General features: G+C 66.6%; 15 protein-coding genes. 12 read left to right on the top strand and 3 right to left on the bottom strand.

Features of this window, described 5'->3' with window-relative positions; genetic code table 11:
• The first annotated feature begins 48 nt into the window (after window positions 1-48).
• On the top strand, window positions 49-2418 hold the full coding sequence (locus tag GE073_RS19595) for a bifunctional diguanylate cyclase/phosphodiesterase (protein WP_101808052.1): 2370 nt from the start codon (window positions 49-51) through the stop codon (window positions 2416-2418).
• A 106-nt stretch (window positions 2419-2524) separates the two neighbouring features.
• On the opposite strand, the gene GE073_RS19590 is transcribed toward GE073_RS19595, so the two are convergent.
• The 3 genes from GE073_RS19590 to GE073_RS19585 all read right to left on the bottom strand — a co-directional run bounded on the left by GE073_RS19590 (window position 2525) and on the right by GE073_RS19585 (window position 4533).
• On the bottom strand, window positions 2525-2899 hold the full coding sequence (locus tag GE073_RS19590) for a toprim domain-containing protein (RefSeq protein ID WP_028600508.1): 375 nt from the start codon (window positions 2897-2899) through the stop codon (window positions 2525-2527).
• Window positions 2900-3100: 201 nt separating this feature from the next.
• A complete protein-coding gene (locus GE073_RS25135; protein WP_164820166.1) occupies window positions 3101-3238 on the bottom strand; it encodes a hypothetical protein in 138 nt (45 codons plus the stop codon).
• Window positions 3239-3369: 131 nt separating this feature from the next.
• Window positions 3370-4533: an MFS transporter gene (locus GE073_RS19585; protein WP_153784141.1), complete on the bottom strand. Its 1164-nt coding sequence runs from the start codon at window positions 4531-4533 to the stop codon at window positions 3370-3372.
• 203 nt (window positions 4534-4736) lie between these two features.
• Between GE073_RS19585 and GE073_RS19580 the strand changes: the two genes are divergently transcribed.
• From GE073_RS19580 to GE073_RS19530, 11 genes are all read left to right on the top strand, one after another.
• The gene (locus GE073_RS19580) at window positions 4737-5165 is read left to right on the top strand and encodes a hypothetical protein (protein ID WP_028600510.1); all 429 of its coding nucleotides are present in this window, start codon (window positions 4737-4739) and stop codon (window positions 5163-5165) included.
• Between the two features lie 51 nt (window positions 5166-5216).
• Window positions 5217-6584 (top strand): transglutaminase domain-containing protein, encoded by a 1368-nt coding sequence (locus tag GE073_RS19575; protein ID WP_153784140.1) that lies wholly within the window; start codon window positions 5217-5219, stop codon window positions 6582-6584.
• Window positions 6585-6835: 251 nt separating this feature from the next.
• Entirely contained in the window at window positions 6836-7804 is a 969-nt protein-coding gene (locus GE073_RS19570; RefSeq protein WP_052333610.1) for a metal ABC transporter solute-binding protein, Zn/Mn family, read from the top strand.
• Complete coding sequence (locus GE073_RS19565) at window positions 7801-8721, top strand: metal ABC transporter ATP-binding protein (protein WP_153784139.1); 921 nt, start codon at window positions 7801-7803, stop codon at window positions 8719-8721. Before GE073_RS19570 ends, GE073_RS19565 begins: the two co-directional genes overlap by 4 nt.
• Window positions 8718-9686, top strand: coding sequence for a metal ABC transporter permease (locus tag GE073_RS19560; protein ID WP_153784138.1), 969 nt, complete (start codon window positions 8718-8720; stop codon window positions 9684-9686). Before GE073_RS19565 ends, GE073_RS19560 begins: the two co-directional genes overlap by 4 nt.
• A 1-nt stretch (window position 9687) precedes the next feature.
• Window positions 9688-10572 carry a metal ABC transporter permease gene (locus GE073_RS19555; RefSeq protein WP_028600514.1) on the top strand — a complete coding sequence of 295 codons (885 nt, stop codon included), beginning with the start codon at window positions 9688-9690 and terminating at the stop codon, window positions 10570-10572.
• 166 nt (window positions 10573-10738) lie between these two features.
• Complete coding sequence (locus tag GE073_RS19550; protein ID WP_153784137.1) at window positions 10739-11794, top strand: glycosyltransferase family 2 protein; 1056 nt, start codon at window positions 10739-10741, stop codon at window positions 11792-11794.
• A gap of 190 nt (window positions 11795-11984) precedes the next feature.
• Window positions 11985-12737, top strand: a complete 753-nt coding sequence (locus tag GE073_RS19545; RefSeq protein WP_028600516.1) for a Cof-type HAD-IIB family hydrolase — start codon at window positions 11985-11987, stop codon at window positions 12735-12737.
• 2 nt (window positions 12738-12739) lie between these two features.
• A complete protein-coding gene (locus tag GE073_RS19540) occupies window positions 12740-13228 on the top strand; it encodes a DUF456 domain-containing protein (RefSeq protein ID WP_028600517.1) in 489 nt (162 codons plus the stop codon).
• A gap of 41 nt (window positions 13229-13269) precedes the next feature.
• Window positions 13270-13998, top strand: a complete 729-nt coding sequence (locus GE073_RS19535; protein WP_028600518.1) for a ThuA domain-containing protein — start codon at window positions 13270-13272, stop codon at window positions 13996-13998.
• A gap of 229 nt (window positions 13999-14227) precedes the next feature.
• Window positions 14228-15913, top strand: a complete 1686-nt coding sequence (locus GE073_RS19530) for a putative polysaccharide biosynthesis protein (RefSeq protein ID WP_043111935.1) — start codon at window positions 14228-14230, stop codon at window positions 15911-15913.
• The last annotated feature ends 11 nt before the right edge of the window (window positions 15914-15924 follow it).

Below are 15924 nucleotides of genomic sequence, written 5' to 3'. Positions count from 1 at the left end.
AGACGATTCGGCCTGCCCGTGGGGCCAGGCCCGGAGGGAGTCCGCCGCGTGAGAGAATCCATCCGCCGCTACATGCCGTCCCGACGCGAACGCCTGACCTTGTGGGGGCTGCTCGGCTTGCTGTTCATCCTGCTTTCGTCCATGGTGCTGTGGAGCACCGCGCTCTACCGCCAGCAGCTCGTCGACGAGGCTTACCGCGACGCTTCCCGGCAGATGGCGTTCAAGGCCAACGAGCTGAGGCTCGGCGTCGAGCGCCGGGTGCTGCTGACGGAGAGCCTGGTCGCCTTCGTCGAAACGGAGCTGCGCTACAACGGCCATGTCGATTACGGCAGGTTCAACCAGTTTTCCTCGCATTTCGTGCCGGCGCTGCCGGATGTGCGCAATCTGTCCCTCTACCCGAACGGAGTAGCCTGGTACGTCTATCCGCAAAAGGGCAACGAGCTGCTGCTCGGGAACGACTTGTTCAAGGACAAGCGTCCGGCGGTCAAAGCCAATGCGGAGCGGGCGAAAGGGCTGAGGACGGTCACGCTGGTCGGGCCGCTTGACCTGATCCAAGGCGGAAGCGGTCTCATTACCCGGCAGTCGGTCTATCTGGACGACCAGTTCTGGGGCTTCGCCTCGGTTGTGCTGGACATGGAGGACCTGCTCAAGGGCATTTCGGACGAGTTCGTGGACGAGCAGTTCGACATCGCGCTGCGGGTGAACGGCAGCGTGCTGCTTGGCGACTCCGGCTTGTTCGGGGACAGTCGCCTCAGGGAGCTCGTGGACGTGCCGGACGGGACATGGGAGCTCGCCGGGGCGCTCAAGAAAGAAGTTCTGGGACAGATCGAGCTGAAGCTGTGGCTGGCCCGCATCGGCAGCGTCGTCGTCATGATGCTCGTGCTGTACTTGCTGTACATGCAGCTGACGGGCCGCTACAAGCTGGAGGCCAAGGTCGATATGCGCACGCGCGAGCTGCAGGAGGCGAACGAGGAGATCGAGGCTTCCAACGAGGAGCTGATCGCGATCGAAGAGGAGCTGCGCGCCCAGAACCGCATGCTGGCGAGCAAGGAGCGGGAGCTGCATTTCCTCGCCTACCGCGATCCGCTGACGGGGCTGTTCAACCGCTCCTGCTTCAACCTGCATCTTGAGCAGACGATCGCCAGAGCGGGGGAGACGCCGGGGAGGAGCGTGGCGCTCCTCTACCTCGACCTGGATCAGTTCAAGCTCGTCAACGACACGTTCGGGCATCAGCTCGGCGACCACCTGCTGCGCGAGGCTTCGTTGAGGCTGACCGACCGGCAGGAGCGGGGGCTGGAGCGGATGCCGGGAGACGGCCCGGCCTGCTTCCGGCTCGGAGGCGACGAGTTCACCGTCGTGCTGCCGGATGTCTCCGGCATGGCCGAGGCGGAGGCGCTGGCCGATGCGATCATCGGCCGCTTCCGGATGCCGTTCCAGCTGCGCGGAGCGGAGTATTTCCTGACGACGAGCATCGGCATCGCCCTCTATCCCGAGCATGGGGCGGACGCGGAGGAGCTGACGAAGCACGCCGATCTGGCGATGTACCGGGCCAAGGACGAAGGCAAGAACCATTACAAATGGTTCGACGGCACCGAGGAGGCCGGAGCCGCGGAGCTGATGGAGCTGCGCAACGGCCTGCGCCGCGCGCTGGAGCGGGGAGAGTTCGAGCTGTACTACCAGCCGCAGATCGAGGCGGCCTCCGGCCGGCTGACCGGGCTGGAGGCGCTGCTGCGCTGGAACCATCCGCGGCTCGGCCAGGTGTCGCCGCAGACCTTCATCCCGCTCGCGGAGGAGACCGGCCTCATCGTCGAGATCGGCGCATGGGCGCTGCGCGAGGCCTGTGCCCAGAACAAGGCCTGGCAGGACGCCGGCGCGGCGGGGCTGCGGATCGCGGTCAATCTGTCGGCGCGCCAGTTCGCGGCTCCGGATCTGGTCGGCACGGTGCGCGGCGTGCTGGAGGAGACGGGGCTCGACCCGAGCTGCCTGGAGCTCGAGATCACGGAGAACATGGCGATGCGCAACGAGAATCTCGCCACGCTGGAGCAGCTGCGCGACATGGGCATCCTGCTGTCGATCGACGACTTCGGCACGCAGCATTCCTCGCTCAGCTACCTGAAGCGGCTGCCGGTCGGGCGGATCAAGATCGACCGCAGCTTCGTCAGCGGCATCGGCGTCGACGAGCGGGACGAGGCGATCATCCATGCGATGCTGCTCATCGCCAGGAGGCTGAAGCTGTCCGTCGTCGCCGAAGGCGTCGAGTCGGAGCTGCAGCTGAGCTATCTGCTGGAGCATGACTGCGACGAGCTCCAGGGCTATCTGTTCTTCCGGCCGCAGCCGGCGGAGCAGACCGGAGAGGTGCTGCGGCGCGTCCGCCACCGTCCTTACGGCTCGCGCCAAAAAGGCCCGGAGCGGGCCTGAGGCTGAGGCGGCTCGCCGGCCTCCCGCCCGCGCCCGCCGTGCCAAGTTTGCACGGACTTCGCCTCGCGAGAAAGAAAAAGAAGACGGCCTGCGGCGCATCCATGCGCTACAGGCCGTCTTCTTTGCTCCAGCGGACGCCCTCCGGCTGCTCCGGGAAGATCAGCTCCTCCTCGAAGCCGGCTTTCTGGAGCTGCTCCAGCAAATATTCCGGCGGCGTCTTCTCTACGCCGGGGTAGCCGCGCCGCGTGTAGATATGCTCGGCGTCCGGGAACTGGTCGCGCAGCATGCCGCGGATGCGCTTGCCGGACGCGTCGTTGTCGGTGAAGATGAACACCTGGGCGTCGCCGGCCTGCTTGCGCAGCAGCTCCAGCTGCGCCGTGCCCGGTGTGCCGTAGGTGCACAGGATGCCGACTTCCTCGCGCAGCACGCGCCGCAGCCGGCTGCGGTCGTTCTTTCCTTCGACGATGATGACGCTCCTCATTCGCCGCCACGCTCCTTTTCGCCCGGCGCGGGGGCGGCTTGTCCGCTCCCGCGCCGTCTCTGTCTTCTTACGATACCCTTCTTGGGGATCCGCTACAAGCAGGCGGGCCGGGCCGGCAACGCGCTTGTCCCTCCTCCTTTCAAAAGGAAGGCCCGCCGAGGCGGGCCTTCAAGGGGTTTTTATGAGAGCGGGGGCTCCGGATTAGTAGCAGAAGCTGCTGATGATGATTACGAGCAGAATGAACAGGACGAGGATCGCGCCCGTGGAACCCCACGCGCCGCCGACTCCGCCTACAGGACCGCAAGCGCCTGCACCTGCAACACCTTCGACATAAGACATCTGATTTGTCACCCCTTTGCTTGCATGTTGGGGTCGTTCGGAGGGAAGCGCCGACGCTTCGGCGTGTTCTCCGGCAGACATGATGCAGTATATGTACCTCCCTGGCACGCGCCCTGTGCATTCACCCAGGTTCAGCGCAATTGGGCGGTCGGGGAGGCGGAGCGGCGCCGGAAGCCGCCGTGGAACGGCAAAATCGCCGCCGCCGTCATGAGCACGAGGAACGAGATGAAATAAGGCGACACGAGGTGGCGCACATGGCCGGCGATCATCGGACCGAGGAAGGCGCCGACCGAAAAGGAGATCGACAGCATCGAGAACGTGCGCCCGTAGCGGTTGCTCGGACTGAGCTCGATGAGCAGCGTCGAGAGGGCGGGGAAGATGACGCCCTTGGCCATGCCGACGACGAACAGCAGGTAGACGAGCGGCAGCGGAGCCTCGGCGGCGATGCCGTAATAGGCGGCCGCGAGCAGAAGCGCGCCGAGCAGCGTGCGCGAGAAGGCCGAGACGCGGTTCAGGAACAGCATGCTGAGCGTGACGAGTCCGCCGAGGCTGACGACGGAGAACAGGATGCCGGTGCGCATCATGCCTTCGGTCGTGGCGGACAGCAGCGGCAGCTCGAAGGAAAGGATGCCCTGCGAGCAGCTGACCGCTACAGGCAGCGCATAGAGCAGCCACGGGATGCGGGCGGTCCCGCCGGCCGCCGCCGAGGGGGGCTCGATGGCGGGCGCGGCCGCCTCGGCCGGGGCGGTCTTCGGATCGCGCACGAACAGGATGGAGCAGACGGCGGTGGCGATCAGCACCCATCCGAGCAGGTAAAACGCGCTGGCGAAGCCGATGCGGGCGACGAGGAAGGCGCCGGCCGCCGGCGAGACGACGGACGCGAGCGTGTGCACGAGCCCGCTGCCGGACATGAGCCGGCCCTGCTGCAGCGCCGACGTGGCCATGCGCGCGAGCAGCGCGCTGCAGGCCGGCGAGAGGAAGGCGAGCACGAAGCCGCTCACCGAGCGCAGCGCGAGCAGCTGCCACGGATTGGTCACCTGCGCCTGCAGCAGCAGGATGACGCCTGCGCCGAGCAGGCTCAGCGAGATGAACAAGCGGCTGCCGAAGCGGTCGATGCCGTAGCCGGCGATCAGGTTGCCGGGCAGATGCGTGAGCGAGTACAGCCCCATCATCAGGCCGATGAAGGACGGCGCCGCGCCGAGCGAGACGGCGAACGGCGTGAGGATCGGATACTGGGCGTGCAGGTCGAAAAACGCCACGAAAAGAAACAGGTACAGCCAGACGGCTGTCTTCACGGCGAACAACCTCCTTTGCGGCGTTCATTTGCCCCGGCGGGGCATGCGGTCAGGCTCTACTACTTGTACGCCCTGCGGCGCCCGGATATGACGGGCCTGGACCGGGGCCGCGTTTACGCTCCGAAGGGAGGCGGGTATAATGGGGACTGGGGATAGAAGAAAGGCGCCGACAATCCGCGCGCCTCACACAGGGGGCTTGAACGATGGATCTTTCCGGACTCGATCTGGATACATGGAAAACGTTCTTCGAAGAAAACTGGCTCGTGCTGGCGGCGGGGCTTGTCGTGCTGCTGCTCGTCGTCGGCATCGTCAAGACGGTCGCCAAGTGGGCGCTGGCGGCGGTCATCGTGATCGGGCTCGTGCTGTACAGCGGCTACAACCTGCAGGATCTGCGCGATCTGGGGGACAAGGTGCGCGACCAGGCGGTGACGGCGATGGCCGGCGAGGCGGCGGAGGCCGTCTACAAGGACAACGGTGACGGCACGTTCACGGTGACCACCCGCAATCTCGAGCTGACGGGCTCGAAGGGCGAGGACAAGGTCGACGTCTCGTTCAAAGGCGCGCCGCTCGGCAGCTGGAGCATCGACGGCACGATCCGCGCCCTGATCGACGGCGCGAAGCGCGGCGGCTAGAAGGAAGCCGCTGCGGATGCGGCTAGCGCCGCCGGAAGGGAGGAGAAGTCGATGGAGGAGCCGGCATGGCTGCGCTCGCTGCTCGGGCTGGAGCCGGTCGCCCTGGCCGTGCTGCTGCTGATTGCCGTGTCGCTGCTGCAGGGCTTCCGCCGAGGAGCGGGGCGCTCCTCGCGGCGGCTGTTCTCGTTCGTTTGGGACGGGGTGCTGCTCGTCCTGTCGCTGCTCGGCGCGGCCAGGCTCGCGCAGCTGCTGTCCGCTCCCGCGGCCGACTGGCTGCGGAGCCGGGTGGCCGTGCCGGAGCGCGGCCTCGGCTCGTTCGAGCAGATCTGGTACACGTTCCTGACGAGCGTGCGCGATCTGCCGCTGCTGCGGCTCGGCGTGCTGTTCCTGCTCGCGTATGCGGCGCTGCGGCTGCTGCTGTCCGCGTTTACGCCGCTGGCCTGGAAGGGCTACGAGGCGCTGGCCCGTCCGCCGCGCAGCGACGACGAGGATGAGCTCGGACCGGAGCGGCATCATCGCGGCGAGCCGTACGCCGAGCATCGGCGTCGCGGGCGGGACGGCGGATACGGGCAGGATCGCTGGAGCGCTCATGACGAGCCGGATGGGACGTACGGGTACGATCCGGAGGAGCGGCATGCGGAGGAGGACGGACCGCGCCGCGGCGGTTCCTTCCGCAGTCCGCGCCCGTCGCGCCGCTCTCCGGGAGGAGGGCTGGCCAGCCGCGCGGCAGGCGCGCTGCTCGGCGGGCTGCATGGCATCGGCCGCTCGCTCGTGCTGCTGGCGGGGCTGTTCCTGTACGTCTCGCTGTTCCCGGCGGCGCCGCTGGCGGCAGGCATCGAGAGCTCGCCCGTCTACCGGCAGGCGGCGGACCGCCTGCTGCAGCCGCTTGCCGGCGATCTGCTGAAGGGCGGCGGTCCGGTCATTACCGAGGCGGTCGGCAGCGAGCTGCAGCAGGTCATGCAGCGCCGCTACGAGCTGATCGACGCCGACATTCCCGACGAGATCGCCGCGGCGGCGCTCCGGATTACGGCCGGCGCGGACGGCGACCGCGACAAGGCGCGGCGGCTCTATGACTGGCTCGGCAGCCGCATCGCCTACGATTGGGACAAGGCCGACGGCTATGTCGAGCGCGGCGTCTGGAAGGAGCAGAATCCGGAGGATACGTTCCGCACCCGCAAGGGCGTCTGCATCGACACGGCCCGGCTGTACGCCGTGATGGCGCGTTCGGTCGGACTGGAGGTCAAGGTCGTGACGGGCATGGGCGCCGACGGCCGCGGCGGCTTCGGCTCGCATGCCTGGAACGCGGTCCGGCTGACGGACGAGGACGGCGGCTGGATACCGCTCGATGCGACGTGGGCGCGGACGGGCGACTGGTTCGACTCGCCGGATTTCGAAAAGACGCATGTCGCAAAAGCATGAACGCAGCCGGTCAAGCCGGTTGCGCAGCACGGCCGCAAGGCGCGCCGTCTCCGCTCGTTCCCGATTTCGGGAGCGCGCCGGGGCGGCGTTTTTTGCGTTCGACGCGACCCGGAAATGTTAGTCCGACAAAAATATGTTGCACAAGAGAAACAAAATTGTGTAGGATGAACATATAGTCGCTCGGCCAACATGTCCTCGGGATAGGCAAGGAGCGGAAGAGGAAAAGGAAAAAGAGAGGGGAGACGCTAGCGATGCAACGAAGCATGCAGAGGCTGATCGGCAGCATGGTCCTGCTCGGAACGATGCTGGCCGTCCAGGCTTGCGGCCAAGCCGGCGAAGCGGGAGGCAAGGAGGAAGGAGGCGCAGCGGCCGCGCTGGCCGTGACCGCCACGACCGGGATGATCGCGGACGCGGCCAAGGAAGTCGGAGGAGAGCGGGTGAGCGTGACGGCGCTGATGGGACCGGGCGTCGATCCCCATCTGTACAAAGCTTCGCACGGCGACATGGTGAAGCTCGACGAAGCGGACGTCGTGCTTTACGGCGGGCTGCATCTGGAGGGCAAGATGACGGAGGTGCTGGAGAAGCTGGGCCGCTCCCGGCCCGTCGTCGCCGTCACGGACGGCATTCCCGAGGACCAGGTGCTCGAGAGCGAGCCGGGCTCGGGCTCGCCCGATCCGCATGTCTGGTTCGACGCCAGCCTGTGGAAGCATGCCGTGGAAAAGATCCGCGACACGCTGATCGAGCAGGACCCGGAGCATGAGGCGGGCTATCGCGAGCGTGCGGACGCCTACCTCTCGGAGCTCGAGGAGCTGCATGCCTACGCGCTGGAGCGGATCGGGTCCATCCCGGAGCAGCAGCGCGTGCTGGTCACCGCCCATGACGCCTTCGGATACTTCGGCCGCGCCTACGGCCTGGAGGTGACTGGGTTGCAAGGGATGAGCACCGCCTCCGAATACGGCTCCAAGGACGTCGCCGCCTTGCGCGATTTCCTCGTCGAGCGCGGCATCCCGGCCGTATTCGTGGAGTCGAGCATCCCGCGCAAGTCGATCGAATCGGTCATCGAGGGAGCAGGACGCCTCGGCCATAAGGTCGTCATCGGCGGAGAGCTGTTCTCCGACGCGATGGGCGAGGCGGGCACGCCGGAGGGAACGTATGTCGGCATGTTCCGGCACAACGTCGATACGATCGCGGACGCATTGAAAGGAGAGAGCGCATCATGAGCAGCAGCGAACGGAATGAAATCGGGCTCGAAGCCTCGCCGCCCGAGCAAGGCCAAGGCGCAGGCGCGCGGCCGGCCCGTCGGCAAGAGGGCGCGCCGCCGGTGCTGGAGGTGAGCGGCCTGAGCTCCGCCTACCGCAGCCAGGCCGTGCTGCGGGAGGTGAGCTTCGAGGCGCCGCAGGGCGAGCTGATCGCGATCGTCGGCCCGAACGGAGCCGGCAAGTCGACGCTCATCAAGACGATCCTCGGCCTGAACCCTTCGCTCGGCGGCAGCGTGCGGGCGTTCGGACGGCCGGTCGCCGAGGTGCGGGGACGCATCGGCTACGTGCCGCAGCGCGAGTCGGTCGACTGGGACTTCCCGACGCATGCGCTCGATGTCGTCATGATGGGCCGCTACGGCCGGCTCGGCTGGTTCCGGCGGCCGGGCCGCAAGGAGAAGGCGATCGCCATGGAATGCCTGAGAGGAGTCGGCATGGAGGCGTTCGCCGAGCGGCAGATCAGCCAGCTGTCCGGCGGCCAGCAGCAGCGGATCTTCCTGGCGCGGGCGCTGGCGCAGGAGGCGGACCTGTATTTCATGGATGAGCCGTTCGCCGGCGTCGACGCCGCCACGGAGAAGGCGATCGTCGAGCTGCTGCGCCGCCTCCGCTCGGAGGGCAAGACGGTCATCGTCGTGCATCACGACCTGGCGACCGTGCCGGACTACTTCGACAGCGTGCTGCTGCTCAACGTCTCGCTGCAGGCGTTCGGCCCGACGGCCGAGACGTTCACGCAGGAAAACCTGCAGCGGACGTACGGCGGGCGGATGGCGTTCGCCGCGGCGGCGGCATCTCCGTCCGCTGTCGAGTCCGGCTCGGCTGCGGCTGCCCCGCTCCACGCGGCTGAGCCTGCCTCCGCATCGGCGAAGAGGGCAGAGGCATGAACGGCCTCTGGAATTCCTTTTCCGCGCTCGCCAGCGATCCGAACCTGCGCTGGATCGCGCTCGGCTGCATGCTGCTCGGCCTGAGCAGCGGCATGATCGGCTGCTTCGCCTATTTGCGCCGCCAGAGCCTCATGGGCGACACGATCGCGCATACGGCGCTGCCGGGCATCTGCGTCGCCTTCCTGCTGAGCGGCACGAAGTCGCTGCCGCTGTTCATGCTCGGCGCCGTCGCCGCCGGCATCGTCGGCACGCTCGCCATCCGGATCATTACGGCCCGTTCGCGGATCAAGCCGGACGCGGCGATGGGCATCGTGCTGTCTTCGTTTTTCGGCGTCGGCATCGTGCTGCTGACGATGATCCAGCATAGCGGCGACGGCAGCCAGAGCGGGCTCGACAAGTTCCTGTTCGGCCAGGCGGCCTCGATGATCGGCTCGGACGTGCAGCTCATGGCCGGCGTGAGCGTCGTGCTCGCGGCGGCATGCACGCTGCTGTTCAAGGAATTCAAGCTGCTCTCGTTCGACCCGGCGTTCGCCAAGGGAGCGGGCTTCCCGGTGTCGGTGCTGGACTTCATCCTGCAGGCGCTGTTCGTCACGGCGGTCGTGACGGGCATCCAGGCGGTCGGCGTCGTGCTCGTCGCCGCGCTGCTCATCACCCCGGCCGTCTCCGCCCGCTTCTGGACGGAGCGGCTCGGCCGCATGCTTGCGCTCTCCGGCCTGTTCGGCATGGTGAGCGGCCTGCTCGGCGCGTGGATCAGCTCCCAGGTGAGCCAGCTGCCGACAGGTCCGGTCAGCGTGCTGGCCGCGGCGGCGCTGTTCCTCGTCTCGGTCGTGTTCGGCACGAAGCGAGGGCTGCTGACGGCCCGTCTGACGCGCCGCGAGGCCCGCCGCCGGCTGCTGCTGCATGCGGCCGGAGCAGCCTCGCCCGCGGCGGCATCATCCTCGACATCGGCAAAGGAGGCCGGCTGACATGAGCATGGACTTCTGGATTTTGCTGACCGGCTCGCTCGCCGCCGTCAGCTGCGCCATTCTCGGCTGCTTCCTCATCCTGCGCCGGATGGCGCTGATCGGCGACGCCATCAGCCACTCGGTGCTGCCCGGCATCGTCATCGCCTACATGGTCAGCGGCTCGCGCGGCTCGATTCTGATGCTCGTCGCGGCGGCGATCATGGGGCTGCTGTGCGTGTTCCTGATCCAATGGTTCAATCAGCGCGGCATCCAGAGCGACGCCTCCATCGGCGTCGTGTTCACGGCGCTGTTTGCGATCGGGGTCGTGCTCGTCAGCCTGAACGCGCGCCAGGTCGACCTCGATCTCGACTGCGTGCTGTACGGCGAGATCGCCTACGCCGCCTGGAACACGCTGCAGATCGGCGGCGTCGATCTCGGCCCGCGCTCGGTCTGGCTGCTCGGCGGCACGCTGCTGCTCGTGCTGGCCGTCATCGGCACGTTCTACAAGCAGTTCAAGCTATGCGCCTTCGACCCGATGCTCGCTGCGGCTGTCGGCATCCCGGCGGCGCTGTTCCATTACCTGCTAATGGGACTCGTCTCCGTCGCCACGGTCAGCTCGTTCGAAAGCGTCGGCGCGATCCTCGTCGTCGGCCTGCTCGTCATCCCGCCGTCTGCGGCTTATCTGCTGACGGACCGGCTCGGCGTCATGATCGGCCTGAGCGCGCTCATCGGCGTCGCCTCGACGGTGCTCGGCTATGCGCTGGCCGTGCGGCTCGACGCCTCCATCGCCGGCTGCATCGTCGTCGCCGCGGCCGCGCTGTTCGCCGCGTCGTTCCTGCTCTCGCCGAAGCACGGCCTGCTGTCCGCCAAGCTGCGGCGCTCCCGCCTGAGCCGCCGCGCGGCATGACGGAAGGCGCCGTCGCCGATCAGGCATGTGGCGGCGGATGGCGGAATCCATTTCAACCGAACGCCGGACTTCCTCGCGGAGGCTCCGCCGTTCTTTTTGACGAAAGAAGGAAAAACGCGAAAAAACGCGAAAATCTTCCCTAAAAATGAGGGATAGGGGAGAACTCATGCAGCCAACCGTCAGCATCGTCATGCCCGCCTATAACCGCGCCCATGTCATTTCCCGGGCAATCGGGTCGATCCGGGAGCAGAGCTTCCAGCACTGGGAGCTGATCGTCGCGGACGACCGCAGCACGGACGGCACGAAGGGCGTCGTCGAGGAGCTGGCCCGGCTCGATCCGCGCATCCGCTATGTCCGCAGCGAGCGGGCCAAAGGACCGGGAGGAGCGAGAAACTGCGGCCTGCTGGAGGCTCGGGGGGACTATGTGGCGTTTCTGGATTCCGACGACCGCTGGCTGCCGCGCCATCTGGAGGCGAGCCTGGACACGCTCCGGCGGACGGGGGCGGAGGTCGCCTTTGCCCTTTGGCTCGAGCGGCACGGTGACATCGAGACGAATACCTTCGACGGGGAGACGGAGCAGCGGCTGCTGCGGGAGATGGGCGAGCGGTTCGACCGCGACGGGACGGCGATCGTGTTCGGAAAGGGGCTGTTCGAGCAGTTTCTGCGGATGCCCCGCAATTTCTTCCAGCTCAACACGATGGTGCTGCGGCGCGAGCTGCTGGACCAGGTCGGGCTGATCGGAGAAGAGCATCATCTGGGCGAGGACACGACCTTCCTCATGCGCTTCTTCGACCGCTTCCGCATCGCGCTGCAGCCCGAGCCGCATTCGGTCTATTACGAGTCGGACGACAGCCTCTACTTCTTCTGCGACCGCCGCCGCATCGATCCCGATGCGCTCGATGCCGAGCTGCTGAGCCGCTTCGAGGCGCTCGGCGAACGCTCCGTCGCCGTCCGCCGCCAGCTGCGGCTGCAGGTGGAGCGCTCGGACGCGATCGGCGAGTCGGCGAGAAGGCGCTGCCTGAGAGGCATCGACTACGGCATTGCCGGCAAATACTTCACGATGGCCTACCTGGCCAAGCGCGACCGGGCGAAAGCGCTGACTTACTGCCGCCGCTCGCTCGCGGCCAAGCCGCATCTCTATGCGCTGCTGCTGGCGGCGCGCCTGCTGACGGGGAGAAGCGGCGGCAGCCGGATGCTGCGGCGCGCGCTGGATCTATGGTAAGCGGCCGCGGGAGCGGACATGCCAAAATCGAACGAGGATTCGCCAAGATCGGATGGAGAATGGCCGGGCCGTACGTCCTATAATGAAGAGGCCGGCACGTTCAAACGGTTGACCCTCTTCGCCGAGCGTTTGCCCGCCCGCTGTGATAGAATGGCAGGGGAAACCATCTGGCAGGGAGGAACTTCGCACAATGTACAAGCTGCTTGCCCTGGACATGGACGGAACGACTTTGACGGACACGCAGACGATCAGCGAGGAGAACGCGGAGTGGATCGGACGCGCCATGGAAGCCGGAATCACGGTCTGCTTCTCGACTGGCAGGGGCTTTCAGGGAGCGATTCCGTTCGCCGAGCAGCTCGGACTCGAGACGCCGCTCATCACGGTCAACGGCAGCGAGATCTGGAGCCGGCCGCATGTGCTGCACCGCCGGACGCTCATGGGAGCGCAGGAGATCCGCCGCCTGCACGAGCTGGCCGTCCGCCACGCGGAGCCTTGGTTCTGGGGCTATGCCGTCGAAGGCGTGTTCAACAAGGAGAAGTGGATCGAGCCGGCGGACGGCTTCGACCGTCTTCACTGGATGAAGTTCGGGTATCATACGGAGAATGACGCGATCCGCGAGTCGATCCGTCAGGAAATCGAGAGCTGGGGCTCGCTGGAAATCACCAACTCCTCGCCGTGGAACCTCGAGCTCAATCCGCTCGGAGTGAACAAGGCGTCGGCGCTGCGCGAGCTGTGCGGCCTGCTCGGCATCGCGATGGAGGAAGCGGTCGCCATCGGCGACAGCCTCAACGACATCGCCGCCATCCGCGAATGCGGCCTCGGCATCGCGATGGGCAACGCTCAGGACGAGGTCAAGGAAGCGGCCGACGCGGTCACGCTCGGCAACAACGAGCATGGCGTCGCCTATGCGATCCGAGAGCTCGTGCTGAAAGGGCGGGGATGACGATGGCGCTCGACATCGTCGGCTGGGTGCTCGTCATCGCCCTGTTCGCCGTCGGCATGGCGGGAGCGGTCTATCCGATCCTGCCGGGCGCGCTGGCGATTTACGCCGCCTTTTTCGTCTACGGCTTCTTCATCGGCTTCGAGCCGTTCGGCTGGGTATTCTGGACGCTGCAGACGATCATCGTCGCGGCGCTGTTCCTGGCCGATTATGCGGTCAACGCCTGGGGCGTCAAAAAATTCGGAGGCTCCCGAGCCTCCGTCATCGGCAGCACGATCGGCATCATCGCCGGACCGTTCGTCATTCCCGGCTTCGGCCTCCTGATCGGTCCGCTGGCCGGAGCGGTCATCGGCGAGCTGATCGCCGGCTCGAGCTTCGACAAGTCGCTCAAGGTCGGCTTCGGCGCGGTCGTCGGCCTGCTGTCGAGCACGCTCGTCAAGATCGCGCTGCAGCTCGCCATGATCGTGCTGTTCGTCATCTGGCTGCTGAATTAACCATCCATTCAATCTGAAAGTCGAAAAGGAGACCCATTCCCATGATCAAGCTTACGATCTGGAACGAATTCGTTCACGAGCAGGAACACGAAGAGGTGCGCAAGGTGTATCCGGACGGCATCCACAACACGCTGGCCAAAGGGCTGGCGGACGCCGAGCTGCAAATCCGCACCGCGACGCTGCAGGAGCCGGAGCACGGCCTCAGCGAGAGCGTGCTGGCCGACACCGACGTGCTCGTCTGGTGGGGCCATATGGCGCATGACCGCGTCGACGACGCGATCGTCGAGCGCGTGCACAAGCGCGTCATGGAGGGGATGGGCCTGATCGTGCTGCACTCCGGCCACTTCTCCAAAATCTTCAAGAAGCTGATGGGCACCGGCTGCGACCTGAAATGGCGCGAAGCCGGCGAGCGCGAGCGCATCTGGGTCGTCAACCCGGCGCATCCGATCGCTTCCGGCCTGCCGGAGCAGTTCGTGCTGGAGCAGGAAGAGATGTACGGCGAGCATTTCGACATCCCGGCGCCGGACGAGCTCGTATTCGTCAGCTGGTTCGAGGGCGGCAACGTCTTCCGCAGCGGCTGCACGTTCCATCGCGGCCAAGGCAAGATCTTCTACTTCCGTCCCGGCCATGAGACGCATCCGACGTACTATGACGCCAACGTGCTCAAGGTCATCGGAAACTCCGTCCGCTGGGCCGCTCCGTCCAACGCCGCGACCCCGGTGCGCGGACATAGCGAGCCGGCCCTCGAGCCGATCAGCGCCAAAAACTAAATCCTTATCTGCTGCGTCTAAAGCAAAAGCGCAGCAGGCATCCGAGCCGAATCCGGCCGCCTTCGCGCGGCCCGGATTCGGCTTTTTTCCATTCCGCGGCGATGCGTCCGAACGGCTGGGGCAAGCCCGCCTTTTGTGATACACTGTCAGAAGCCGGCCTGACGGCCTCTTGCACTCGTCATTCTCAGATCGACGCCAGATCTGCACAGGAAGAAGGATGGACCCTCCAATGGTCAAAAAGGACTCTCTCATTCGCGGCACGCTCATTCTGGCTGCCGCGGCTCTGATCGCCCGCGTGCTGGGCGTGTTCCAAAAGGTTCCGCTCGATTACTTGTTCACCGGCGGCGGCTCGGGCTATCTCGGCATCGCCAACAACGTCTACCTGTATCTCCTCGTCATCGCGACGGCAGGCATTCCGAGCGCCATCAGCAAGATGGTGTCGGAGCGCTATGCGATCGGCCGTCCGGACGAAGCCCAGCGCATCTACCGGGCGGGGCTGCTGTTCGGCGTCGTCACTGGCGTGACGCTCGCCGTGGCGCTGTGGGCGCTCGCTCCCTGGTATGCGGAGCATATCGCCAAATCTCCGGGGGCGGCGGCATCGGTGCGCGCCATCGCGCCTGCGCTCATCCTGTTCCCCGTCATCGCGATGATGCGCGGCTATTTCCAGGGCCGCCAGATGATGAGCGCGGGCGGCATCTCGCAGATCGTCGAGCAGATCGCGCGCGTGCTGCTTGGCGTCGCGCTCGCGGTCGCCGTCTTCAACCTCGGCTGGGGCGACACCTGGGTGTCCGCGGCGGCGACGTTCGGCAGCGTGTTCGGCAGCATCGGCGCGTTCCTCGTCATGCTGTACTACGCCCGCAAGCTGAAGCGCTCCGATCTAGAGGAGCGGCTGGCGGCAGGCGCGGAGGCCGCGGCGGCCTCCGCCGCCGAGACGGGGCGCCGCTCGGCGCCGCCGATGCGGCTGAAGGCCATCTACAAGGAAATGTTCGCGATGTCGATCCCGGTCGTCGTGACCGCGATGACGGTGCAGTTCATCTATCTCGTCGACGCGTCGTTCTTCATCCGCTGGACGGACGGCTTTTTCGCCAGCGAGGCGGCCGCGGAGCAGGTGCGGAACTACCTCATCTACAACGGCCAGTCAATCGCCGGCATCCCGCCGATTTTGGCGATCGCGCTCAGCCAGTCGATCCTGCCGGTGCTGTCGGCGGCCAACTCCGTCGGCCGGCTGGACGAGGTGCAGCGCCAGGCGTCGCTCGTCATGCGCATCGTCGTGTTCACCGGCGTGCCGGCGGCGCTGCTGCTCACCGTCGCCGCGCATAGCGTCAACGGGCTGCTGTTCGTCGACCCGGCCGCCAGCGGCATGGTCGCGGCGCTCACGGTCGGCACGATTTTCCAGATTACGATGATGACGTCCAACTCGATCCTGTTCGGACTCGGCACGCCGCGGCCGGCGATGATCAGCACGCTGATCGGCTACGCCGTCAAGATCGTCGGCAGCCTGCTGCTCGGTCCGCTGCTGGGAGGGTACGGCTTCGTGCTCGCCTCGATGCTCTGCTTCATGGTCATCACCTCGCTCAACCTGCTGGCGATCCGCCAGAAGGTGCGGCTGCAGGTGCTCGGCAAGCGCTGGACGCCTTATCTGGCGGCGGTGCTCATCACCGCGGCGGCCGGCTTCGGCACGGACATGACCGTGCGCGGCATGCTCGGCACGGCGCTGCACGCCAAGCTCGTCTTCCTCGCGGGCGCGATCGCCACGAGCCTCGTCTGCGGCTTCTTCTATCTTTTCCTGCTGATCGCGCTCGGCGTCATCCGCGAGGCCGACGCCAAAAGCTTCCCAGGCCCGCTGCGCAAGCTGCTGCTGCCGCTCGTGCGGCGGCTCGGACGGCGCGAGGGACAGGCCTCGGCAGGCTTGTGAGCCTCTCTTTC

This window comes from Paenibacillus sp. B01 (genome assembly GCF_009649995.1).
Taxonomy (GTDB): Bacteria; Bacillota; Bacilli; order Paenibacillales; family Paenibacillaceae; genus Paenibacillus_O; species Paenibacillus_O pasadenensis.
This window is presented reverse-complemented; position numbering and strand designations above follow the sequence as displayed.

Excerpts from the sequence above, each read along its gene's own strand:
- GE073_RS19590 (WP_028600508.1), bottom strand. The coding sequence starts at position 2,899 with ATGAGGAGCGTCATCATCGTCGAAGGAAAGAACGACCGCAGCCGGCTG.
- GE073_RS25135 (WP_164820166.1), bottom strand. The coding sequence starts at position 3,238 with ATGTCTTATGTCGAAGGTGTTGCAGGTGCAGGCGCTTGCGGTCCTGTA.
- GE073_RS19580 (WP_028600510.1), top strand. The coding sequence starts at position 4,737 with ATGGATCTTTCCGGACTCGATCTGGATACATGGAAAACGTTCTTCGAA.
- GE073_RS19575 (WP_153784140.1), top strand. The coding sequence starts at position 5,217 with ATGGAGGAGCCGGCATGGCTGCGCTCGCTGCTCGGGCTGGAGCCGGTC.
- GE073_RS19570 (WP_052333610.1), top strand. The coding sequence starts at position 6,836 with ATGCAACGAAGCATGCAGAGGCTGATCGGCAGCATGGTCCTGCTCGGA.
- GE073_RS19565 (WP_153784139.1), top strand. The coding sequence starts at position 7,801 with ATGAGCAGCAGCGAACGGAATGAAATCGGGCTCGAAGCCTCGCCGCCC.
- GE073_RS19560 (WP_153784138.1), top strand. The coding sequence starts at position 8,718 with ATGAACGGCCTCTGGAATTCCTTTTCCGCGCTCGCCAGCGATCCGAAC.
- GE073_RS19555 (WP_028600514.1), top strand. The coding sequence starts at position 9,688 with ATGAGCATGGACTTCTGGATTTTGCTGACCGGCTCGCTCGCCGCCGTC.
- GE073_RS19550 (WP_153784137.1), top strand. The coding sequence starts at position 10,739 with ATGCAGCCAACCGTCAGCATCGTCATGCCCGCCTATAACCGCGCCCAT.
- GE073_RS19545 (WP_028600516.1), top strand. The coding sequence starts at position 11,985 with ATGTACAAGCTGCTTGCCCTGGACATGGACGGAACGACTTTGACGGAC.
- GE073_RS19540 (WP_028600517.1), top strand. The coding sequence starts at position 12,740 with ATGGCGCTCGACATCGTCGGCTGGGTGCTCGTCATCGCCCTGTTCGCC.
- GE073_RS19535 (WP_028600518.1), top strand. The coding sequence starts at position 13,270 with ATGATCAAGCTTACGATCTGGAACGAATTCGTTCACGAGCAGGAACAC.
- GE073_RS19530 (WP_043111935.1), top strand. The coding sequence starts at position 14,228 with ATGGTCAAAAAGGACTCTCTCATTCGCGGCACGCTCATTCTGGCTGCC.